This is a genomic window from Pseudoalteromonas sp. SWXJZ10B (assembly GCF_015864475.1).
Classification (GTDB): domain Bacteria; phylum Pseudomonadota; class Gammaproteobacteria; order Enterobacterales; family Alteromonadaceae; genus Pseudoalteromonas; species Pseudoalteromonas arctica.
Window position 1 is genome coordinate 348,887 of the sequence record NZ_JADYXD010000002.1, and the last position, 23,191, is coordinate 372,077.

Below are 23,191 nucleotides of genomic sequence, written 5' to 3' on the forward strand. Positions count from 1 at the left end.
AAATCTAGGGCATGTTGATTCTAGAATGTTTTATAGGTTATTTTTAAGTGCAAGGCTCAATTGATGTAGGTGCCCGTCAAGTTTCTGCTTTGCCTTTGCTGCTTCTTCAAACGTTACATATTTAAATTCAACTGTATCTAAAGGTCTAAATTGTGCAAATTGATGTAAGTCGGCTTCAATAACTGTTCCTAAAAGAGGATAGCCCCCAGTGGTTTGTCCATCGTTAAGTAGCACAATAGGATCACCATTTGGTGGTAGTTGAATGCTCCCAGGACTTACACCCAGTGATGGCAAAGAGTGCGAATGCACCAAGCTATTCTTATTATGCTCAAGCCTTACGCCCATTCGATTACTGTTAGTACTGACTTTGAATGCAGTAGCTGCAAAGGTATCCAATAATGGCTTACCCAGTAAGTTAGCGTGAGGGCTCGGGTACAAGCGTATAATTTTGCGCTGAGGTGGAGCAATTGCACCTACTTTTATAAACTTTCCATAATAAGGAGTAATAGGTATTTCATCACCTGTGGTGAGAGCTCTACCTTCAATACCACCAAAACGTGCATTTAAATCTGTAGATTTAGAGCCCATAACATCAGTATTTTGTATACCGCCTTTCACTGCTAAATAAGCTCTTAAGCCGGCTCTACCAGTAGCAAAGCTCAGTACTTGTTTGTTTTTTACTGCGTATGTCCAACCAGGGTAAATTGCTTGTCCATCAAGGGTTGCTTGCAAATCTGCACCATGAAGCGCAATTACTGTGTCGCAGGTGAATTCCAGCTCGCACAAACCAACGGTTATTTCTAAAACGGCATCATTGTCATTATTGTTAAGTAATCTATTAGCAATTATTTGTGCAAATGGGTCTAAGCTACCCGCTTTGCTTACACCTAAATGGCGGTAGCCTTCACGGCCAAAATCTTGAATTGTAAGTAATACACCACTTCTAAGTACTTTAATCATGAGTTGCTCCTCTATTAACTAGCGGAACAAATTCAAGCGTATCGCCTGGTTGAATTAAACAAGGTTGCTCCGAGGTCGAATCAAACAAAGCAGTATCTGTATGACCTATTATGTGCCAACCACCAGGGGTATCTGCGGGGTAAATTCCGGTTTGTTCAGCACCTATCGCAACAGAGCCTTTAGGAACTTTAATGCGTGGCTCATCACGCCTTGGTGTATGTAATTGCTGATTTAAGCCATGTAGGTAGGCAAAACCGGGCTGAAAGCCTAAAAATAAAACGTGGTATTTGGTTTTACTATGAATATTAATAACCTCATCAGCGCTTAAATTATGATAACGAGCCACGTAATTAATATCCTCACCCTTGTATATGGTTTCGATTAAGTGATGTTGCCCTTTAAAAGTACTCGTTTTAATATCATTCCACAGCGAAGGTAGCACTTTTAACCACTTATTTAAGTGTTTATCTGATTTTAAATAGAGAGTGAGCGAGTTCATGGCTGGCACCAAATCGGTAAATTCATCAGTGCATTTACAGTGGCTGGTTAAAGCCCAAATTTTCTTTTGAATAGAGAGTCTATCTATAGCGTCTAAATGCGATGCATCAAGCAGTAAACTACTGTTTGTTAATGCATAAATATGGGGAGCTGGCTTCATTAAATAAACCTATTTGTACAACATAATTTAAACGTAACACAGTTTTATTAATTTATTTACACCATTGCGACTAAGTCGTTATGTTTAGTGTTTATTTACCCAGCTTACTTTAAGAGTGTTTTTATATTCAATTAATCGTATTTAACTTATTGAGGACTAAAACTTAATACATTTCGTACTAAATAAGTAATTAGGTTGAAATGAAAATTAAGATAAGGAGGTCTTAATTAGCACGCACTTGTTTATGAGGTACTTTATGAAACACCAGCATTTATTATATTTATCAGGCGCTGCTATTATATTTAGCGCAGGCAGCTTTGCTTTATCTATGGAAAAGGTAGAACACAGTAATGTAGAAGCCACCATGCATGTAGAAACCATTGTACTGGGGTCTGGTTGTTTTTGGGGAGCAGAAAAACGCTACGAAGCGCTTAATGGCGTTATTGATGCTGAGTCGGGTTATGCTGACGGTAATGGGTTTAAAGCAACGTACAGAAATATTACTGATCAGTCTCGTCGTTTTGACGAGAACAATTATGCTGAAGTTGTGCAAGTTATGTATAACAGCAATATAATTTCAGCAGAAGATCTCTTAAAAAACTATTTTGAAAGTCACGATCCTACGCAAAAAAATCGCCAAGGTAACGACATCGGTACGCAATACCGTTCAATTGTATTAACGACTACTGATGCACAAGCTAAAGTAGCTGAGCAAGTTAAATCGCAATATCAGCAGCTTTTAACTGATGCGAGCTACGGCAAAATCGAAACGGTTATTAAACCGCTTACAGGTTTTGTATCGGCAGAAGAATATCATCAAAATTATCTACAAAAGAACCCTAATGGCTATTGCCCAGATCATTCAACAGGCGTTGTTTTTAATAAAAAACCCGTAGAAAAAGTCGATAACAGTGACTTACTCGCAGGTAAGCAGATCGTAGTCTTAGATTCACGTGAATACTGCCCATACTGTGAAAAATTTAAAAAAACAGTCGCAAATGATTACAAAGGGACTATACCAATGTCGTTTCGCCATGCTGACCAGCTTAAAGGTTTAACTATTAAGTCAGCCACGTGGGCAACACCGACTATTTTGTTTTTAGAAAATGGCATTGAAGTATATGGGCGTCAAGGTTATGCAACACCTGAAGAATTTTATAAAGCATTGGGTGCATTTAAGTTAGGTAAAAGTGACGCTTATAAAGTCGCATTTGATGCAAGAACAGATAGACCTTACTGTAAAGAGTACAAGGAGTTTAAAAATACACCTGATGGCACTTTTGTTGATAAATTAAGTGGAGAGCCACTATTTGATACACGTGATAGATTTAATTCAGGCACTGGTTGGTTGTCGTTTAAGCACCCAGTAAAAAGTAGTGTAACGCAGCATGACGATAGCAGCTGGGGAATAACACGTATTGAGCTTCGCTCTAAAAGTACAGGTATTCATCTTGGTCATTTATTCCCAGGAGAAGGCCCTAGAGGCACAGACCGCTACTGTATAAACGCAACAGTACTCGATTTTGTACCAAGAGATAAAAGCTAAACCTTTTACTTTGTAAAGCCTGATTTTAATCAGGCTTTTTTTTTGCATAAAATAAAATAGATTTATCATATTTTTTGCAAATTTGTTAAAATTAAAGCGTTCAGCTACACATCAATCAATAATATTACTTAGGTTATAAATGAATCAATTTATAAAAATAACAACGCAGTTAATGTATTTGCCTTTAGCTTTATTAATTTTTATAACCGATGCTAAGTCGGCAACGCACTATGTCGTCGGCGTAGAGAATATAGAGTATCTACCTTACTTTGATGGTAGTGGAGCAAATGGTGCTGACTATTATGGCTTCAGTGAAGAGTTGCTAACTTTGTTTGCACAGCAGCACGACTTTAAATTTGAGTTTTACACGCTGCCAATTAATCGTCTTTATAAAGAATTTATTGATCACCATCATGTTGATTTTAAATATCCAGATAATCCTCAATGGAAACCAAGTTATAAAGCTTCCTTTGATGATTTAAATGAAATTATTTATTCGCAGCCAACCGTTGTGACTAAAACGGGTATTGCGAGTTTAAATAAAAATATCACTATTGATGAATGCGTTAGTTTTGCAACGGTGAGAGGGTTTACGTCTCAAAGCTTTAAACCTTTAATGAATAACGAAAACGTTGAGCTAATTGAAACCGCTAATGTAATGGAATTAATAGAGATGCTTTTGAAAGAGCGAGTGGAGTGTATTTACATATCTAACGATGTATTAAACTATAATATTGTTAAATATTTCAAATTAACCCGACCCGTTTATTTTCAAAACGAATTGCCGACAGATTTACAAGCCTTTTTATTATCGTCCATTGACTACCCTGAGGTAGTTAAGAAATTTGATACATTTTTGCTTTCACATAAAGCGCAGATACGTAAATTAAAAAAAGAATATCAAATAAAAAATTAACTAAAAAAGCCCCGTAAGTTATAACTTACGGGGCTTTTTACAAAGGTATTTAACCTGTATATAGCTATATTATGTATGTGGTTTAATAATAAAAACAGTTCAAGCCAAGTCACCACCTAACTTGAACCGTTTTTCACACTGACAACATCTTCACACACAATATAAAGATTCTGTTTGCTACGCTCTCAAAGCATTTGTATTGCATATCATGTGGTTTGAGCCAAGAATAAAAACAGTTCAAGCCAAGTCACCACCTAACTTGAACCATTTTTCACACTGACAACATCTTCACACACAATATAAAGATTCTTTTCACTGCAAGGTTTGAGTCACTAAAACTCAAAAGGTTGCATTTATTACTCTTAATAAACAATTAAACTTAACTGTTTCGAGCCGATAAAGTAACTTTAATATTTAACTCTATTTTCGACAAACGATAAAAATGAAACCAATGAGTGAAAAAAATTTAACTATAGACTTTAGTCTAAACTGTGATTTTAATAGATTGTATTTTAAAGAAATTACTGAAAAATAATACCAATTCCATTAAGTATGTGATCTACATTTTACGCCGAAAAAATAATTCAGTTCTAGGCGTAAATTGATGTAAATGGTTGTTCCCTTTGCGAAATTTACAACAAAGAAATGGGTTGTTTTAGCAAGTAAAATAGATCAGCTATTTATTGGAGTTGGTATAAAGTGAGGTTTAGGATTTAGACGAACCATAAATACAACACACAATGGCTGTATTAATAAGTTCGCCTAATAGAGAGTTACTCTTGAATTTTTCTAAATGTGCTTACAACCCACTTCGCAAATAAATCAAGCGGGTGATTAGGTGTGCTTGATTCGTGCTGCACTAAATAATACTTATCTTTAGTTGTTAAAGGCTGTTCGAATAATTTATAAAGCCATTGCTCATCTAACCAGCTTTGACTAATAGGCAGTGGGATAAGCGCAATGCCCATGCCTTGCTGCGCTGCACGTGCTACACCAAACATACTATCTATTTGAATAATTTGAGAAGGAGAGAAGTCATCAATTCCTGCTTTTTCGGCCCACTGGTGCCATGCCCAAGGGCGAGCTTTGTGTAGTATTAGCGGAACTTGATTAAGCGCTTGACGGTGATCGTCCCTCCACTGATCGAGCAGCTTTTTATTACATGCAGGGATATATTCAAGATTAAATAGCTCTGTTGCAGAACCTTCAGTGGGTTTACTCGATGATAATACAATAGATAAATCGCTATGACGGGTTATTTCTTTACGTGTTTTAAGCGTATCCATTTGCAGGTTTATATTAGGGTGCTCTGACGTCCACTCACTTAATTTAGGCATGAGTAGTTCGCTGGCAAAAAACTCAGGCAACGTAATCGTCAAATTTGTATTTTGCTGCATCTGACTAAACTCATTAATGGTGCCTTCTAACATAGTGATAATTGGGGACACAGCATCAAAAAAGTTTTTACCCGCAGTGGTTAAACTAATTGAACGCGTTTTACGTTGAAAAAGTTCAATACCAAGTTGTTCTTCAAGTTGTTTTATTTGGTGGCTCACTGCCGAAGGTGTTAAGTACAGTTCATTAGCTGCATGCTTAAAACTTAGGCTTCTTGCTGCAAAGCAAAAAGAGCGAAGGCCACGAATAGGAGTTTGCATGTTTTCCAGTATTAAGTTGTTTATATAGCCTAGTATAGGCAAAAATCGAACCAATTAGTAATTACAATAATATCAATAAGTTAAAAATATTAACAGCGTAAATTCACAAAAGTGGTGCATCATTAAAGCATAGTAGTGCAAATGTTCTAACTAACTAATCATCTATTTATGCAACTATTATAGATAAAAATTTACTACAGATGTATGAACAAGACTAAAAATAAGTAAAAAAGACAAAAAAAATCCCTCGTGAGAGGGATTTTGGGTAACTCAGCGCCATTGGCACTGGGAATGAGGTCGGTACAGGGTAAAGCGTTATTTTAAGTTAACTTGTTAAAAAGTTCCTAAAAAACCATTTCTGGTACTTCACCGTCAACAAGTAATTTACCTGCTGTTTTACTAATGATTTCATCAACAGTTACGCCCGGAGCACGTTCTAATAGATGAAATGCGCCGTCTTTAACTTCTAATACGGCTAAATCTGTTACTATTTTTTTAACGCAATTAACGCCAGTAAGCGGTAAAGAGCAGGCCTCTAGTAATTTAGAGTCACCATGCTTACTTGCATGGGTCATAGTAACAATAATATTTTTTGCGCCAGCGACTAAATCCATCGCGCCACCCATGCCTTTAATCAGCTTTTTAGGGATCATCCACGAGGCGATGTTGCCGTTCTGGTCAACTTCAAATGCACCCAGAACAGTTAAGTCTACATGACCACCCCGTATCATGGCAAAACTATCTGCACTATTAAATATGGCTGCACCTTTGGCAGCTGTCACGGTTTCTTTACCCGCGTTAATCATATCGGCATCTAGCTCTGCTTTAGTAGGGTACGGGCCCATGCCTAAAAGGCCATTTTCGGACTGTAACATAACTTCAATATCATCCGGTACATAGTTTGCGACGAGTGTCGGAATTCCTATACCCAAATTTACGTAATAGCCGTCTTGAAGTTCTTGTGCAACGCGCATTGCAACTTGTTCACGTGATAATGCCATAATTATGCTCCTGCTTAATCTCGTGTTGTTACACGTTCAATGCGTTTTTCAAAGTTGCCTTTAATAACGCGATTTACAAAAATACCCGGGGTATGAATTTGGCTTGGTTCAAGCTCACCCGGCTCTACAATTTCTTCTACTTCGGCAACGGTAATTTTACCCGCCGTTGCTGCCATTGGATTAAAGTTCATGGCGGTGTGTCTAAACACTAAATTGCCATAACGATCGGCTTTCCATGCTTTTACTATGGCAAATTCACCTGTTATAGACTCTTCTAAAATATACGGGCGACCATTAAATTCTTTTACGTCTTTGCCTTCTGCAACTGGAGTACCGTAACCGGTTGCTGTGTAAAATGCAGGTATACCTGCGCCACCAGCCCGCATTTTTTCAGCCAAAGTACCTTGTGGCGTAAGTTCTACGTCAATTTCGCCACTTAATAACTGCTGCTCGAATAGGGCGTTTTCGCCAACGTATGAGGCAACTACTTTTTTAATTTGTTTGTCTTGTAATAAAATACCTAAACCAAAGTCATCAACACCACAGTTATTAGATACCACGGTTAAGTCTTTTGTTTGCATCTGCTTAATTTGTTTAATTAAGCCCTCAGGAATACCACATAAACCAAAACCACCGGCAATAATAGTATCGCCGTCTTTTAATCCTTCCATTGCAGCTTTGTAACTAGAAACTACTTTATCAAAACCGGCCATGAGTCTCTCCTCATTGTGTGCTATTTGTTGTTAACTATCTTGTATTAGTAGTGAGTTATCATTTTATAAGATAGCTATTTAGTGTGTAGTGCCACAGATACTTTGCTCACAGGTTGCTTACCAAGTGCTTTGGTTATCTCCCATCCAGCATCACTTAACCTTTGTAAATCAATTCCATGTTCAATGCCAAGCCCTTGCAGTAAGTAAACTACATCTTCGGTGGCAACATTTCCTGACGCACCCTTAGCATAAGGGCAACCACCAAGGCCTGCAACTGCCGCGTCAACCGTTGCTATACCTAGGTTTAAGGCTGCGTAAATATTTGTGAGCGCTTGGCCGTAAGTATCGTGAAAATGCACGGCCAACTTGGTTTTATCAATGTGTGTTAAAAGTAATTCTATTAGCTGCGTTACTTTTTTAGCAGTGCCAACACCTATGGTATCGCCAAGGCTTACTTCGTAACAGCCTAAATCTAATAGTTTTTGCGATACACTCAGTACTGCTAGTGGGTCTATATCACCCTCGTAAGGGCAACCTAGCACACAGCTTACATAACCACGTACGCGGATATTATTCGCTTTAGCAAACGCCATTACTTCACTAAAACGCTCAATACTTTCATCAATTGAGCAGTTTATGTTTTTTTGACAAAACGACTCACTCGCAGCGGTAAATATAGCAAACTCTTTAATGCCAACAGCGTGCGCTGCTTGCGCACCTTTTAAGTTAGGTGTAAGGGCACTTAAATTCACATCAGGTAAATCAAGTGCTGATATTACATCAGCCGAGTCTGCCATTTGCGGAACCCACTTAGGGGAGACAAACGCGCCGGCTTCAATGTCTTTTAAACCTGCCGTACTTAGCGCGTTAATAAGCGCTACTTTATCCGCTGTACTGACTGTTTTTTCGTTTTGAAGGCCGTCTCGCGCGCCAACTTCAACAATACGGACTTTACTCGGAAAAGCACTCATTATGCACCTTCCTCAGTCGTATCTTCGACTATCGCAAGCAGGGCACCATGCGTTACCAATTCACCTTCACCAAAGCAATAGCTTTTTAAAATACCGTCGTGAGGCGCGTTAAGCGTGTATTCCATTTTCATGGCTTCAATAATAACAACCGCATCGCCTTTGGTAATTGTGCTGCCAATGTCAATTAAGTGTTTTACTACCGTGCCATTGAGCGGGGCGGCAAGTGGAAGTGCTTCGCTTTCGTGCGAACTAATATAATGTTTATCAACTAGTTCAAGCTTAGTTTGCAGTGCTTTATTCATCACTGTCACACTATTAGCTACTGTACTATTGCCAACGGTATTATTGCCCACGGTATTATTACCTACCGTAGTTACGTGTGCGCTGTGTTTTTCGCCGTTAATAAATACAGTGCATAGGCCGTTATTTAATGTGCCTTGTAGGGTAAATACGTGCTCGTTATGCGTAATACTATAGCCCGCTGTCGTTTTTATAGCGCTTAGCTGTAAATCGGCAAAAGGAATTTTAATTGCTTGCGGCGCATTGAGTGTAAAACCGCTTAGTTGTTGCCACGGACTTGCGCTGCTTGGCGCATTTTGTGTGTTAGTTAACGATTCTAAATATGCAAAAGCACCAATAAGTTGGCTTGCTTGCAACAACTGCTCATCAACCGCTACTAACGAGTCACCTTGCTCTGCAATAAAGTGCGTACTGGGCGCACCTTGTTTAAACGTAGGGTGGCTTGCTAAATTATGTAAAAAACCAATGTTAGTGCTAAAACCCGCTAAATGAAATTGCTCAAGGGCGTGTTGTAAACGGCCCAGTGCTTGTTCGCGATTATCGTCGTGCACAATCAGCTTTGCAATCATCGGGTCGTAAAATGGGCTGATTTCATCGCCTTGTGCAATACCTGTATCAATGCGTACAAATTCACTGTTAAGCGGTGTATGCAGTGCTTCAATAGTGCCCGAGCACGGGATAAAGTCGTTAGCTGGATCTTCTGCGTATATGCGCGCTTCAAAGCTATGGCCCTGCAATTGAATATCACTTTGTGCCAGTGGCAATGTTTGCCCACCCGCAATATTAATTTGCCAATTGACTAAATCTACACCGGTTACCATTTCGGTCACTGGGTGCTCTACTTGTAGGCGCGTATTCATTTCCATAAAGAAAAATTCATCGCCACACAGTAAAAACTCAACCGTACCTGCACCTCGATAATTTATTGCAAGCGCACAGCGTACAGCCGCTTCGCCCATTTCTTTGCGTAGCTCGTCAGATAAACCCGGGGCAGGGGCTTCTTCAATTACTTTTTGATGACGACGTTGCAAAGAACAATCACGATCGCCTAAATAAACACAGTTACCGTGGTTATCTGCAAATACTTGTACTTCAACATGGCGAGGTTGGTTAACGTAGCGCTCAAGCAGAACTAAATCATTACCAAAGCCGGCAATAGCTTCACGTTGCGCACCTTGTAGTGCGCCCATAAAGTCTTTTGCTTTTTCAACTACTCGCATGCCTTTACCACCGCCACCAAAGGCGGCTTTAATAAGTACAGGGTAGCCAATTTTTTCAGCTTCACTTTGTAAAAAAGCAGGGTCTTGTTTATCACCGTAATAACCAGGTACTAAAGGCACATTAGCTGCTGCCATTATTTCTTTAGCGCGGGTTTTAGACCCCATTGCTTCAATGCTACTTGCAGGTGGCCCTACAAAAGCAATGTTGTTCGCTTCGCAGGCTTTAGCAAATTCGCTGTTTTCAGATAAAAAACCATACCCCGGGTGAATACAATCAGCGCTGCAGTCTTTGGCTACTTGTAAAATTTTGTCTGCCACTAAATACGAGTCTTTACTTGGCGCAGCGCCAATATGGTAAGCCTCGTCAGCCATTTTTACGTGCTGGGCATTTTTGTCTGCATCAGAATAAACCGCGACCGTGGTTAAGCCCATTTGTTTTGCACTGCGCATTACGCGGCACGCAATTTCTCCACGATTGGCAATCAGTATTTTTTGTAATCGTTGTGTGTTCATAATTAATCCTACAGTTGCCAAGCGGGTGGGCGTTTATCAAAAAAAGCAGTTAGCCCTTCTTGACCTTCTTCAGATACACGAATTTTTGCAATACGCTCAGCGGTAAGCTCAATGAGTTCATCGGTAATCGGCATGTTTGCGACATCGTTAATTAATACTTTTGCGGCTTTTACTGCAACAGGTCCGTTATCAATCAGTGTTTGCAGCATGTTATCGAGCGCACAGTCTAAATTACCGGTTACTTGATGAATTAAACCCAGTTGTTTTGCAGTATGTGCATCAAATACCTCAGCCGTTAAAAAGTATCTGCGAGCAGCGCGCTCACCAATTGCTTTAATTACGTATGGGCTAATAACAGCCGGAATAAGGCCCAGCTTTACTTCGCTTAAACAAAATTGCGCATCGTCTTTACTAAGGGCTATATCACAACAGGCTATTAAGCCCAGTGCACCACCAAAAGCAGCGCCTTGTACAGCGCATATTGTAGGATGTGGCGAGCTTGCCAACACTTGCATTAATTTAGCTAATTGCATTGAGTCAGCTAAATTATCGGCGTAGTTGTTATCAGCCATCGACTTCATCCAGGCTAAATCGGCACCGGCTGAAAAGTGTTTACCTTCTGTTTTTAAAACCAAAGCGCGAATATCAAGCGTATTTGCATGTTCAATACACTGAATCAGTTCGTGTATTACTTCACTGTTAAATGCGTTTCTTTTTTCTGGGCGGCTTAACACAAGTACAGCCACATTAGATTTTGTTATTTGTAGTGTTACTGACATTTTGCGCTCCGGTTACATTCTAAATACGCCAAATTTCGAATCACGTTTTGGTGCGTTGTTCGCAGCCGTTAACGCAAGCCCTAATACATTACGCGTATCGGCAGGGTCTATAATGCCGTCATCCCACAAGCGGGCGCTGGCGTAATACGGATGACCTTGCTCTTCGTACTGATCAATAATTGGCTTTTTAAAGTCACTGATTTCTTGCTCGCTCATGCTTTGACCTTTGCGTGCTAAACCATCTTGTTTAACTTGCGCCATTACACCGGCTGCTTGCTCGCCGCCCATTACCGAAATACGGGCATTAGGCCACATCCACATCATGGTAGGTTCAAATGCACGGCCACACATTCCGTAGTTACCTGCGCCGTAAGAGCCGCCAATAAGTACTGTAAATTTAGGCACATCAGCACACGAAACCGCCATCACCATTTTAGCGCCGTGCTTTGCAATGCCTTCGGCTTCGTATTTTTTACCCACCATAAAGCCAGTAATATTTTGTAAAAACACCAAAGGAATATTGCGCTGAGCACACAGCTGAATAAAGTGCGCGCCTTTTTGCGCCGACTCACTAAATAAAATACCGTTATTAGCCACTATGCCAACAGGGTTGCCATAAATGCTGGCAAAACCGGTGACGAGTGTCTCACCAAAGTAGCGTTTAAATTCATCAAATGATGAGTCGTCCACTGTGCGCGCTATTACTTCGCGTACATCAAATGGCTTTTTAAGGTCGGTGCCTACAATGCCGTAAAGCTCGTTAATATCGTAACGCGGTGGTTTTACATCCTCTAGAAGAGGGGCTGTAGGGCGTGTGTAATTAATTCGCTCAATACACTGGCGCGCAATAGAAAGCGCATGAGCATCATTCTCAGCAAAGTGGTCGGCAACACCCGACACTTTACAGTGCACATCGGCGCCGCCAAGTTCTTCGGCTGTTACTTCCTCGCCTGTTGCTGCTTTTACCAGCGGCGGGCCTGCTAAAAATATAGTGCCTTGATCTTTTACAATAATGCTTTCATCGGCCATTGCAGGTACATATGCACCCCCTGCAGTACACAGCCCCATTACCACGGCTATTTGTGGGATACCTTTACCCGACATACGCGCTTGATTATAAAAAATACGACCAAAATGCAGCTTATCGGGAAATACATCGTCTTGCTCTGGCAGGTTTGCACCGCCCGAATCAACCAAATAAATACACGGTAAGTGGCAACGCTCTGCGATATCTTGTGCACGTAAATGCTTTTTAACAGTAAGCGGAAAGTACGTACCGCCTTTAACCGTGGCATCGTTTGCAATAATCATGCATTCAATGCCTTTAACACGGCCAATACCGGCTACAACACCGGCGCACGGTATTGCTTGTTCGTACACACCAAATGCCGCAAATTGTGAAATTTCTAAAAACGGTGAGCCTTCGTCAATTAACGTACTTATACGGTCGCGTACAAATAACTTACCACGGCCTTCGTGGCGCTCTTTTAATGCGGCGCCTCCGCCTTGGCTAATAGTGGCTACTTTACTGCGTAAATCATCCACCAGCGTCGACATGTTTTTATGGTTTTGCACAAACGTTGGATCGTGAGGATTAACGCTCGATTTTAAAATCGTCATGGTTTAATCCTTAACGGCTTTCAGTGAAAAGTTCGCGGCCAATAAGCATGCGGCGTATTTCTGATGTACCTGCACCAATTTCGTATAATTTGGCGTCACGCAGCAGGCGGCCTGTTGCGTATTCGTTTATGTAGCCATTGCCACCTAAAATTTGAATCGCATCTAGCGCCATTTTGGTTGCAAGCTCTGCGGCGTATAAAATTGCACCGGCGGCATCTTTACGGGTGGTTTCACCTCGGTCACAAGAGCGAGCTACCGTGTATACATATGAGCGCGCAGCATTCATTTGTGTATACATGTCGGCTACTTTGCCTTGAATTAACTGAAACTGCCCAATAGGGGTGTCAAACTGTTTACGCTCATGAATGTACGGTACTACTATATCCATACACGCTTGCATTATGCCAAGCGGGCCTGCTGCAAGTACTACGCGTTCGTAATCAAGGCCACTCATAAGTACTTTAACGCCTTCGTTTAAGTTACCTAGAATGTTCTCCTCGGGTACTTCGCAGTTTTCAAATACCAGCTCACAGGTGTTTGAGCCACGCATGCCTAGTTTGTCTAGCTTTTGCGCCGTAGAAAAACCCGGACAGTCACTCTCTACAATAAACGCGGTAATGCCTTTAGCACCAGCATCTAAATCTGTTTTAGCGTAAATAACTAATGTATGTGCGTCTGGGCCATTAGTGATCCACATTTTGTTACCGTTTAAAATGTACTTATCGCCTTTTTTCTCAGCTTTAAGTTTCATTGATACAACGTCAGAGCCTGCATTAGGCTCACTCATTGCAAGGGCACCAATGTGCTCACCACTAATAAGCTTAGGTAAGTATTTTTCTTTTTGAGCTTGTGTGCCATTACGGTTAATTTGATTAACACACAGGTTTGAATGCGCGCCATAGCTTAGGCCAATAGAGGCACTGGCACGGCTAATTTCTTCCATAGCAATAACATGTTCTAAGTAACCTAACCCCGCGCCGCCTAACTCCTCAGATACGGTCATACCCAGTACGCCCATTTCGCCCATTTGTGCCCAAAGTTGATTTGGAAAAGCGTTATCTAAGTCAGTTTTTTCAGCAAGCGGGGCAATTTCCTGACTCGCAAAACTGTTTACGTGGTCGCGGATCATATCGGCGGTTTCGCCTAGGCCAAAGTTCATTTCTTTATATAGTGAAATAGTGCTCATGATTCATTCCTGTGTGTCGTCAGTGTGTTGTTATTCTTAAAATAGGCTACTCGTCTATTTTGTTAAGTGTGTCTCTGCAGCGGCGTTCGGCCGTCACTAATTCCATAAGAACAACTTTAATGTCGTCCATTTGTTGAGATAGGTCAGACTTTTTATCAGCTATTAAATCAAGCATGGTAACCAGCTGCTTAGCGCTCGACTTATCAGCGTCGTACAGTTCAAACAAACGGCCGGTTTCGGCAAGCGTAAAGCCCAATCGTTTACCACGTAATATTAGTTTTAAGCGAACTTTGTCGCGTTTTGAATAAATACGTGTTTGACCATTACGATCAGGCGTTATTAACCCTTGATCTTCGTAAAAGCGAATAGAGCGGGTTGTAATGTCAAATTCTTTAGCGAGTTCGCTAATGCTAAATGTTTGTTCATTACTAGCCGGCATTTTGGCTGAGCTTGCAAAGTTTGTTTGATTATCTGGTTTCATAATTGTATTTACCTCATTCGAATAACTCCAATATAAGTGAAGTTTACGTAAAGGTAAAGCTTGGTGTGTTTTGAAACTATTTATAAAGGAATGTTGGCGCGAAGAGTTGACTTATTTTATTAATTTTCAGTAGGTTAATTTTATTTCCTCAGTGTGGCCTAACAGCTGGAAAATAATGCTTACACTTATAAAACTAAAAATTAAGCTGTTTTTAGTTGACGTTGGCGTAAACGTTAGTATTGTGTGTAGGTATTAAATAATAAATGAATACTAAATTAATAGAGCAAATATACTAACAATTATTTGCATTAAATTACAACGGAGTTAGTTATGACTTTAGAATCAGTGGTAATTGTAGCAGCAAAACGCACCCCAATGGGTGGTTTTATGGGAGCGTTAAGTGATGCGCAGTCTACCGAGCTTGGCGCTACCGCCATTGCCAGTGCACTTGCACAAACTGGTTTAGCTAATGATGCAATAGACGAAGTAATTATGGGCTGTGTATTACCAGCAGGGCTTGGGCAAGCGCCTGCACGCCAAGCAATGTTAAAAGCAGGGCTTGCACTTAGCACTGGCGCTACAACAATTAATAAAGTGTGCGGATCTGGTTTAAAAGCAGCCATGCTTGCAAACGATTTAATTAAAGCCGGCTCTATTCAATCTGCTATTGCTGGTGGCATGGAAAGCATGACAAACGCACCGTACTTTATTCCAAAAGCGCGTGGCGGAATGCGTATGGGGCATGGCGAAATAAAAGATCACATGATGAGCGACGGCCTTGAAGATGCTTACGACAACAAAGCAATGGGTTGTTTTGCACAAGACACCGCCGACGAATACGGCATTGGTCGCGAGCAAATGGATACGTTTGCATTAGGCTCATTAAGTAAAGCAAAAGCAGCAATACAAAATGGTAGCTTTGATAACGAAGTTGCACCGCACACAATGCAAACACGCAAAGGTGATGTAACAGTTTCGATTGACGAGCAACCAGGTAACGCCCGCCCAGAAAAAATTCCTACCTTACGTGCAGCCTTTAAAAAAGACGGCACCATTACAGCCGCTAATTCATCGTCAATTTCAGACGGTGGCGCGGCGCTTATATTAATGAGCGAATCAAAAGCAAAAGAGCAAGGCTTAACACCGCTTTGTAAAATTGTGGCGCACAGTACTCACTCTCAAAAACCAAGTGAATTTACAGTAGCGCCAGTAGGGGCAATAAGCAGCGTGCTTGAAAAAGCAGGTTGGGCTGTAAACGATGTTGACCTTTGGGAAATTAACGAAGCATTTGCCATGGTAACCATGCTGGCTATTAACGAGTTAAAACTTGATGAAAGCAAAGTAAACGTTAACGGCGGTGCATGTGCACTTGGCCACCCAATTGGTGCAAGCGGCGCGCGTATTTTAGTAACGCTTATTCATGCCCTTAAAAACCGAGGCCTTAAAAAAGGCATTGCGTCTTTATGTATTGGTGGCGGTGAAGCGGTTGCTATGGCCGTAGAAGCGTACTAATTAGGGTTACATGAATAGCTAGACGAATACTTTAACGAATAACTATAAAGGCGCTGCACTCATAATACTAACAAAGCGGCGCTACCAATTTTAAAAGAGAACACACAACTCACACACTAGGATTTAATCATGCACCAAGTACCACTACTTATTAATGGCGAATTTATTCAATCAGCGTCTAAAGAGCTTATCGATGTTATAAACCCAGCAACTCAAGAAGTACTTGCACAAGTGCCATGTACCACCGAGTCAGAAATGGACGCAGCAATTGCCTCAGCCTCTGAAACGTTTAAAACATGGAAAGACGTACCCATTACTGAACGTGCTCGCATTATGATGAAGTACGCGGCGCTATTAAAAGAACATCACGATGAGCTTGCTACCATTATTTGCCACGAATTGGGTAAAACATTTGAAGATGCAAAAGGCGATGTTTGGCGTGGTATTGAAGTAGTAGAACAAGCAGCGAACGCACCATCATTAATGATGGGTGAAACAATGGAAAACGTAGCGCGTAAAATCGATACGTATTCTTACATGCAGCCACTTGGCATATGTGCGGGCGTTACTCCGTTTAACTTCCCTGCGATGATCCCACTTTGGATGTTCCCGCTGGCTATTGTGTGTGGTAACACCTTTATTTTAAAACCGTCTGAGCAAGACCCACTTACACCAACGCGCTTAGCCGAGCTATTTATTGAAGCGGGCGCACCAAAAGGCGTATTACAAGTTGTACACGGTACAAAACCACAAGTAGACCGTCTACTAGAAGATAAAGCAGTACGCGCTATTTCGTTTGTTGGTTCGTGTGGTGTAGGTGCTTATATTTATTCTAAAGGCACGCAAAACCTTAAACGCGTTCAAGCGTGTGTTGGTGCTAAAAACCACATGGTTATTATGCCAGATGCAAGTAAATCGCACGTTGTAAATAACCTAGTAGGCGCATCAGTAGGTGCTGCTGGCCAGCGTTGTATGGGTATTTCGGTTGCTGTATTTGTAGGCCAAGCGAGCGAATGGGTAGATGAAATTAAAGCAGGCTTTGAAAATGTACGCCCAGGTGTGTGGGATGATGCAAAAGCAGCATACGGGCCACAAACATCAAAAGCAGCAAAGTCGCGTATTTTATCGCTTATTGCCGGTGGTAAAGAACAAGGCGCTACCTGTTTAATTGATGGTTCTGACTTTACAGTTGAAGGTTTTGAGCAAGGTAACTGGGTTGGCCCAACGTTATTTACCGATGTAACCAAAGAGATGGATTTATACAAAGAAGAAATATTTGGCCCCGTACTGGCGTGTATGTTTGTAGACACGCTTGATGAAGCAATCGCACTTATTAACGACAGCCCTTACGGTAACGGCACCTCGTTATTTACCTCAAGCGGCGCAGTGGCTCGTAAATTCCAACACGAAATTGAAGTAGGGCAAGTAGGTATTAATGTACCAATTCCGGTGCCACTTCCGTTCTTTTCGTTCACTGGTTGGAAAGGCTCGTTTTACGGCGATACGCACACGTACGGTAAGCAAGGTATTCGTTTTTACACAGAAACTAAAACGATTACCTCACGTTGGTTTGAAGATGATATTGCTTCGGGTCCAAACATGAGCATTAACTTAAAATAATCGTAATTAAAAAATGAGTAAATAAAAGAATAATTAATAATAAAGATGGGCGCGAAGGCTACTTCACACACAACACACATAAGCCTTCGCCGCTCGTCACGATATCCCCGTAACGGGAAACACTAACAACACAACTAACATAACTTACACAATTAAAGAGGTCTAACATGGACTTTAACTTATCTGAAGATCAACAAGCCTTTGCGCAAACAGCACGACAATTTGCCGAGTCAGAACTCGCACCTTATGCAGCAAAATGGGACCGCGAACATATTTTCCCTAAAGACACGATTAAAGCAGCAGGCGAGCTTGGTTTTTGTGGTTTATACACGCCAGAGGAAGCCGGCGGCCTTGGTTTATCACGTTTAGATTCGAGCATTATTTTTGAACAGCTTGCTATGGGCTGTACAGCAACCACGGCCATGTTGACCATTCATAATATGGCCACCTGGATGGTAGCAAGTTTTGGTACCGATGCAGTTAAAGACCAATACGTAGAGCAATTAGTCATGGGCGAGCTACTTGCCTCTTATTGTTTAACAGAGCCAGGCTCGGGCTCAGATGCCGCATCACTTAAAACAAAAGCTGTGCTTGAGGGCGATGAGTACGTTATTAACGGCTCAAAAATGTTTATATCGGGCGCTGGCGAAACCGAAGTACTAGTGGTAATGGCACGTACAGGCGGCGAAGGCGCTGCGGGTATTTCGGCATTTGTAGTGCCTGCCGACGCAAAAGGCGTTGAATACGGTAAAGCAGAAGAAAAAATGGGTTGGAACGCACAACCTACACGCCTAATTAGCTTTGAAGATGTACGCATTCCTGCGCACAACTTATTAGGGGCTGAGGGCGAAGGCTTTAAATTTGCGATGCAAGGCCTTGATGGCGGCCGAATTAACATTGCCACATGTTCAATTGGTACAGCGCAGGCAGCACTCAATACCGCCCGCGAATATTTAAAAGAACGCACGCAATTTGGTAAGCCATTGGCTGCGTTTCAAGCACTACAATTTAAAATTGCCGATATGAACACCGAGCTTGTAGCTGCGCGCCAAATGGTAAGGCTTGCTGCATTCAAACTTGATAATAACGACGTTGAAAAAACCACTTACTGCGCCATGGCTAAACGCTTTGCTACCGATGTGGGCTTTACCGTGTGTAACGACGCACTGCAAATTCATGGTGGTTACGGTTACATAAAAGAATACCCACTTGAGCGCCATGTACGCGATGTACGCGTTCATCAAATTTTAGAAGGCACTAACGAAATCATGCGCGTAATTATTGCGCGCCGTATTTTAGCCGAGTCAGCAAGCGACGTTTTATAAGGAGCAATGTATGTCAGAATCTAAATCTAATCCAAGTATTGAACTTACAACCGAAGGTCATGTTGCAATTTTAACGATGTCTAACCCGCCAGCAAACACCTGGACAAAAGACACCTTAGTTGATTTAAAAAATACCGTTAACGAGTTAAACAATAATAAAAATATTTATGCCTTAGTACTGACTGGCGAAGGCGAGAAGTTTTTTAGCGCCGGTGCCGACCTAAACGTATTTGCAGGTGGCGATAAAGGCGTTGCCGCCGATATGTCGCGTGTATTTGGTGAAGCATTTGAAGCACTGACTAATTTTAGAGGTGTGTCGGTCGCTGCCATTAACGGTTATGCAATGGGCGGTGGCTTAGAGGTTGCCCTTGCGTGCGATATACGTATTGCTGAAGAGCAAGCACAAATGGCGCTACCTGAAGCTAAAGTAGGGTTATTACCGTGTGCGGGTGGTACACAAAATTTAGCATGGCTTGTAGGTGAAGGCTGGGCAAAACGCATGATTTTATGCGGCGAGCGCTTAAAAGCCGATAAAGCCCTACAAATTGGCTTAGTAGAAGAAGTAGTATCACAAGGCGAAAGCTTTGCAGCGGCATTAAAGCTTGCCAACCAAGTGGCCGATCAAAGCCCTACCTCAGTAGCTGCGTGTAAAACATTGATTCAAAAAGGGCGTCATCAACCAATGGCAAGTGTATTGCCTCTTGAACGTGAATTATTTGTTGGTTTATTTGATACCGAAGATCAACAAGAAGGCGTAAATGCCTTTTTAGAAAAACGCCGCGCTAATTGGGTAAACGGCTAATGAGTGCTTTAACATTATTAAATAACGCCGATGAGCCCGTGATATTTGAAACCGCAACCGCAGAAAACGGCAGTTTAATAGGGCTTATTACACTCAACGCGCCAAAAGCGTTAAATGCGCTTAATTTTGAGATGATCAAATTACTTGAGCCGCAATTGCAAGCTTGGCAAGACGATGATGCTATTACAATGGTGTTGTTAAAAGGCGCTGGCGATAAAGCATTTTGTGCTGGTGGCGATGTTGTCAGCCTTCATCATGCAATGGCGCAAGGTAAACCAACAAGCCTAGTTGAAGAGTTTTTTACTCTAGAGTATAAACTTGACTACCTTATTCATACCTTTGATAAACCAATCCTTGTTTGGGGTAACGGCATAGTAATGGGCGGCGGTTTAGGGTTAATGGCCGGTGCTAGCCACCGCGTCGTAACTGAAACATCACGCATTGCCATGCCAGAGCAAACCATTGGTTTATACCCAGATGTAGGCGGCAGTTACTTTTTACATAAAATGCCACAAAGTGTCGGGTTATTTTTAGGGTTAACGTCGGCTTCTATAAACTGCGACGACGCACGTTTTGTATCGCTTGCCGATCACTTTATCGATAGCAACAAATATGATGCCATGCTTGCGCAAATTTTAACTGCCAAGTGGGGCAAAACGGCAAGTCTAAATCATGAGCGATTAACCGATTTACTCACCGATTTAGACAACCGGTCGGCGCGTATGCCCAAAGGCAACGTAAAAGCTAACCTAAAAACGATTCAAAAACTGGGTGAGTTTACAACCTTGCAAGAGCAAGTTGATTACATTTTAGGGCTAACCACTGACGATAAATGGCTACAACGCGCTCAAAAATCACTTAAACATGGCTGCCCACTAAGTTGTGCACTTGTAAGTGAACAATTAAAAACAAGCCAAGGCAAAAGCTTATTAGCGTGTTTTAAAATGGAACTGGGTATGTCGGTTCGCGCTGGCGAAGTAGGTGAGTTTCAAGAAGGTGTAAGGGCGCTACTAATAGATAAAGACGGTGCACCAAATTGGCAATACAAAACACTTAGTGATGTACCACAAACAATAATAGATAGCTTTTTTGCTAACCGCTTTGGCGAAAACCACCCGCTCAATGAGCTTGCTGTTAAATAAAATTGGTATCTAAAAGGAACAACTATGAGTAAATTAAACATAGGTTTTATTGGTTTAGGTAATATGGGCGGCCCAATGGCGGCTAACTTAATTAAAGCTGGGCATACTGTTAGCGTGTTCGATTTAAACCAATCGGTCGTAAACGAACTTGCAAGCAAAGGCGCAAAAGCAGCAGTTGATGCAAAACAGTGCGCAACTAATGCTGACGTACTTATTAGTATGTTACCTGCGGGCAAACATGTTAAGTCGCTTTACTTAGGTAATAACGACGACAACGGCCTAATTAACGTCCTGAACAAAAATACATTAGTAATTGATTGCTCAACAATAGATGCAGAATCAGCCCGTGTTGTAGGCAGTGCGCTTGGTGAACAAGGCATAAGCTTTGTAGATGCACCGGTATCGGGCGGCGTTGCAGGCGCAACCGCAGGCACACTTACCTTTATTGTAGGCGGCGAAAAAGCAGCGTTTAATAAAGCAAATACAGTGCTTAGTGATATGGGTAAAAACATATTTCATGCAGGCGATATTGGTGCAGGGCAAGTTGCCAAAATATGTAACAACATGCTGCTTAGCATTTTAATGGCAGGCACCAGCGAAGCACTGCAAATGGGTATAAATAACGGCCTAGACCCTAAAGTACTTAGCGACATAATGACCGCAAGTTCTGGCCGTAACTGGACGCTTGAACTTTACAACCCATGCCCAGGTGTAATGGATACCGCACCTGCAAGTAACGATTACAAACCAGGCTTTATGGTTGATTTAATGGCTAAAGATTTAGGCCTTGCTATGGAAGCCGCGCAGCAAAGTAATTCATCAACCCCTATGGGTTCAATGGCTAAAAATTTATACACTATGCTACAGCACCAAGGTGCGGGTAGTGATGATTTTAGTGCCATTTTTAAACTGTTTTCTAAGTAGGAGCAACGCGTGGAAATTAAAAATAACACGGTAGTAATAACCGGTGGCGCACAAGGTTTAGGCTTTGCAATGGCGCAAAAGTTTGCACTTATGGGCGCAAACATTGCTTTAATAGATATGGCGCAAGAGCTTCTTAATACAGCATGCGAGCAACTCACACAGCTTGAAGGTGTCACAGGCAACATTAAAGGGTATGCCGCAAACGTAACTGCTGAGAGCGAAGTAGAAAACGTATTTAATACCATTAACAGTGATTTTGGCCACATTGGCGTGCTTATAAACAACGCCGGTATTTTACGCGACGGCATGTTTATAAAGGCTAAAGACGGCAAAGTCGTTAAAAAAATGTCTCTTGAGCAATTTCAATCAGTAATTGATGTAAACCTAACCGGTGTGTTTTTAGCCGGGCGCGAAGCTGCAAGCCACATGATTGAATCAGGCAAAGGCGGCGTAATTGTGAATATGTCGAGCGTAGCGCGTGCAGGTAACATAGGCCAAACAAACTACGCAGCATCAAAAGCAGGCGTAGTGGCACTTACCACCACATGGGCTAAAGAACTTGGCCGCTTTGGTATACGTGTAGGCGCTATTGCACCAGGTGTAATAAGCACCGCCATGACCGACGCCATGAAGCCCGAAGCCAAGCAGCGTATGCTTGCAGTAACGCCCGTAGGGCGCTTAGGCGAAAGCGACGAAATTGCCCATACTGCACAATACATAATCGAAAACGACTTTTTTACCGGCCGCGTGGTTGAAATAGACGGCGGGATTCGTTTGTAAACCGAACTGGATTAAGGTTTATTTAAAAAAGCATGGCGCTTGTGGGCTGTGCTTTTTTGTTTTAAATAGGGAAGTTTATAATCTTGAAAAAGGGCTGGTAACGGCATTGGTATTTTGTTGTAAACAGCTTGCTATACATAAGCTCTTTAATCATCGTTAAAAGATAAATTTTATAAATAATATTCAACTTCAAATGTGAACTGTATGTATAGACAGTGCCTTGTGTTTTGTCCAATAACATTATTAAAAGTCGTTTTGTGTATTTTAACAACGGTAATTTTACAACATACGTAATCACTTGTTTACATTGAAGTTGTTTGGTGGAATTATTGAGCCATGCAATATATGCCGTTTTGGGGTGTTATAAACCCCAAAAGTGGTGTTATAAACCGCCAAAGTGGTGTTAGTCACCTAGGAGAAAACGTGGCAATTGAATCCCCCTTATTTCAAAGTGCAATGGAATTGCTTGGCCATTTGTAGTGGTACAGTAATTTTGGCCACCCATTAAGAAAGAAATGTTATGCTAATAAGCATACAAATTTGGGTGAAAAAATGACGAAATTAAAA

Annotated in this window: 21 protein-coding genes; 10 read left to right on the forward strand and 11 right to left on the reverse strand. The window is 41.6% G+C overall.

What is annotated here, in order from left to right:
- Window positions 1–30: 30 nt before the first annotated feature.
- Together I6F54_RS03390 and pxpB are read right to left on the reverse strand one after the other, a co-directional pair.
- The gene (locus I6F54_RS03390; protein ID WP_197139711.1) at window positions 31–960 is read right to left on the reverse strand and encodes a biotin-dependent carboxyltransferase family protein; all 930 of its coding nucleotides are present in this window, start codon (window positions 958–960) and stop codon (window positions 31–33) included.
- Window positions 953–1,618, reverse strand: coding sequence for a 5-oxoprolinase subunit PxpB (gene pxpB / locus I6F54_RS03395; RefSeq protein ID WP_197139720.1), 666 nt, complete (start codon window positions 1,616–1,618; stop codon window positions 953–955). Before pxpB ends, I6F54_RS03390 begins: the two co-directional genes overlap by 8 nt.
- A gap of 256 nt (window positions 1,619–1,874) precedes the next feature.
- Here pxpB and msrA point away from each other — a divergent pair, with 256 nt between their 5' ends.
- Together msrA and I6F54_RS03405 are read left to right on the forward strand one after the other, a co-directional pair.
- Window positions 1,875–3,164 carry a peptide-methionine (S)-S-oxide reductase MsrA gene (gene msrA / locus I6F54_RS03400; RefSeq protein ID WP_197139722.1) on the forward strand — a complete coding sequence of 430 codons (1,290 nt, stop codon included), beginning with the start codon at window positions 1,875–1,877 and terminating at the stop codon, window positions 3,162–3,164.
- Window positions 3,165–3,303: 139 nt separating this feature from the next.
- Window positions 3,304–4,080 (forward strand): amino acid ABC transporter substrate-binding protein, encoded by a 777-nt coding sequence (locus tag I6F54_RS03405; protein WP_165727508.1) that lies wholly within the window; start codon window positions 3,304–3,306, stop codon window positions 4,078–4,080.
- A 773-nt stretch (window positions 4,081–4,853) separates the two neighbouring features.
- Here I6F54_RS03405 and I6F54_RS03410 read toward each other — a convergent pair.
- The 9 genes from I6F54_RS03410 to I6F54_RS03450 all read right to left on the reverse strand — a co-directional run bounded on the left by I6F54_RS03410 (window position 4,854) and on the right by I6F54_RS03450 (window position 14,519).
- Complete coding sequence (locus I6F54_RS03410; protein ID WP_166419004.1) at window positions 4,854–5,735, reverse strand: LysR family transcriptional regulator; 882 nt, start codon at window positions 5,733–5,735, stop codon at window positions 4,854–4,856.
- Window positions 5,736–6,079: 344 nt separating this feature from the next.
- Entirely contained in the window at window positions 6,080–6,736 is a 657-nt protein-coding gene (locus I6F54_RS03415; RefSeq protein WP_007580251.1) for a CoA transferase subunit B, read from the reverse strand.
- A 14-nt stretch (window positions 6,737–6,750) separates the two neighbouring features.
- On the reverse strand, window positions 6,751–7,449 hold the full coding sequence (locus tag I6F54_RS03420) for a CoA transferase subunit A (protein ID WP_197139724.1): 699 nt from the start codon (window positions 7,447–7,449) through the stop codon (window positions 6,751–6,753).
- Between the two features lie 74 nt (window positions 7,450–7,523).
- Entirely contained in the window at window positions 7,524–8,420 is an 897-nt protein-coding gene (locus I6F54_RS03425; RefSeq protein ID WP_197139726.1) for a hydroxymethylglutaryl-CoA lyase, read from the reverse strand.
- Window positions 8,420–10,453, reverse strand: a complete 2,034-nt coding sequence (locus tag I6F54_RS03430; protein ID WP_197139728.1) for an acetyl/propionyl/methylcrotonyl-CoA carboxylase subunit alpha — start codon at window positions 10,451–10,453, stop codon at window positions 8,420–8,422. The genes I6F54_RS03425 and I6F54_RS03430 overlap by 1 nt, the downstream gene beginning before the upstream one ends.
- Before the next feature lie 8 nt (window positions 10,454–10,461).
- Complete coding sequence (locus I6F54_RS03435; protein ID WP_197139730.1) at window positions 10,462–11,232, reverse strand: enoyl-CoA hydratase/isomerase family protein; 771 nt, start codon at window positions 11,230–11,232, stop codon at window positions 10,462–10,464.
- A 12-nt stretch (window positions 11,233–11,244) separates the two neighbouring features.
- Window positions 11,245–12,852 carry a carboxyl transferase domain-containing protein gene (locus I6F54_RS03440; RefSeq protein ID WP_197119144.1) on the reverse strand — a complete coding sequence of 536 codons (1,608 nt, stop codon included), beginning with the start codon at window positions 12,850–12,852 and terminating at the stop codon, window positions 11,245–11,247.
- Between the two features lie 10 nt (window positions 12,853–12,862).
- Complete coding sequence (locus tag I6F54_RS03445; RefSeq protein ID WP_197139732.1) at window positions 12,863–14,038, reverse strand: isovaleryl-CoA dehydrogenase; 1,176 nt, start codon at window positions 14,036–14,038, stop codon at window positions 12,863–12,865.
- A gap of 46 nt (window positions 14,039–14,084) precedes the next feature.
- The gene (locus I6F54_RS03450; RefSeq protein ID WP_024592405.1) at window positions 14,085–14,519 is read right to left on the reverse strand and encodes a MerR family transcriptional regulator; all 435 of its coding nucleotides are present in this window, start codon (window positions 14,517–14,519) and stop codon (window positions 14,085–14,087) included.
- 330 nt (window positions 14,520–14,849) lie between these two features.
- On the opposite strand from I6F54_RS03450, the gene I6F54_RS03455 reads away from it, so the two are divergent.
- The 8 genes from I6F54_RS03455 (at window position 14,850) to I6F54_RS03490 (ending at window position 23,104) form a co-directional block, all read left to right on the forward strand.
- A complete protein-coding gene (locus I6F54_RS03455; RefSeq protein ID WP_197139734.1) occupies window positions 14,850–16,031 on the forward strand; it encodes a thiolase family protein in 1,182 nt (393 codons plus the stop codon).
- Window positions 16,032–16,160: 129 nt separating this feature from the next.
- On the forward strand, window positions 16,161–17,651 hold the full coding sequence (locus I6F54_RS03460; RefSeq protein ID WP_197139736.1) for a CoA-acylating methylmalonate-semialdehyde dehydrogenase: 1,491 nt from the start codon (window positions 16,161–16,163) through the stop codon (window positions 17,649–17,651).
- 167 nt (window positions 17,652–17,818) lie between these two features.
- On the forward strand, window positions 17,819–18,976 hold the full coding sequence (locus I6F54_RS03465; RefSeq protein ID WP_165727517.1) for an acyl-CoA dehydrogenase family protein: 1,158 nt from the start codon (window positions 17,819–17,821) through the stop codon (window positions 18,974–18,976).
- Window positions 18,977–18,986: 10 nt separating this feature from the next.
- A complete protein-coding gene (locus I6F54_RS03470; protein WP_197139738.1) occupies window positions 18,987–19,778 on the forward strand; it encodes an enoyl-CoA hydratase in 792 nt (263 codons plus the stop codon).
- A complete protein-coding gene (locus I6F54_RS03475; protein ID WP_197139739.1) occupies window positions 19,778–20,920 on the forward strand; it encodes an enoyl-CoA hydratase/isomerase family protein in 1,143 nt (380 codons plus the stop codon). Before I6F54_RS03470 ends, I6F54_RS03475 begins: the two co-directional genes overlap by 1 nt.
- A 24-nt stretch (window positions 20,921–20,944) precedes the next feature.
- Window positions 20,945–21,844 carry a 3-hydroxyisobutyrate dehydrogenase gene (gene mmsB / locus I6F54_RS03480; protein WP_197139749.1) on the forward strand — a complete coding sequence of 300 codons (900 nt, stop codon included), beginning with the start codon at window positions 20,945–20,947 and terminating at the stop codon, window positions 21,842–21,844.
- Between the two features lie 9 nt (window positions 21,845–21,853).
- Window positions 21,854–22,624 carry an SDR family oxidoreductase gene (locus tag I6F54_RS03485; protein ID WP_197119139.1) on the forward strand — a complete coding sequence of 257 codons (771 nt, stop codon included), beginning with the start codon at window positions 21,854–21,856 and terminating at the stop codon, window positions 22,622–22,624.
- A gap of 336 nt (window positions 22,625–22,960) precedes the next feature.
- Window positions 22,961–23,104: a hypothetical protein gene (locus tag I6F54_RS03490; RefSeq protein ID WP_197139751.1), complete on the forward strand. Its 144-nt coding sequence runs from the start codon at window positions 22,961–22,963 to the stop codon at window positions 23,102–23,104.
- Window positions 23,105–23,191 lie beyond the last annotated feature (87 nt).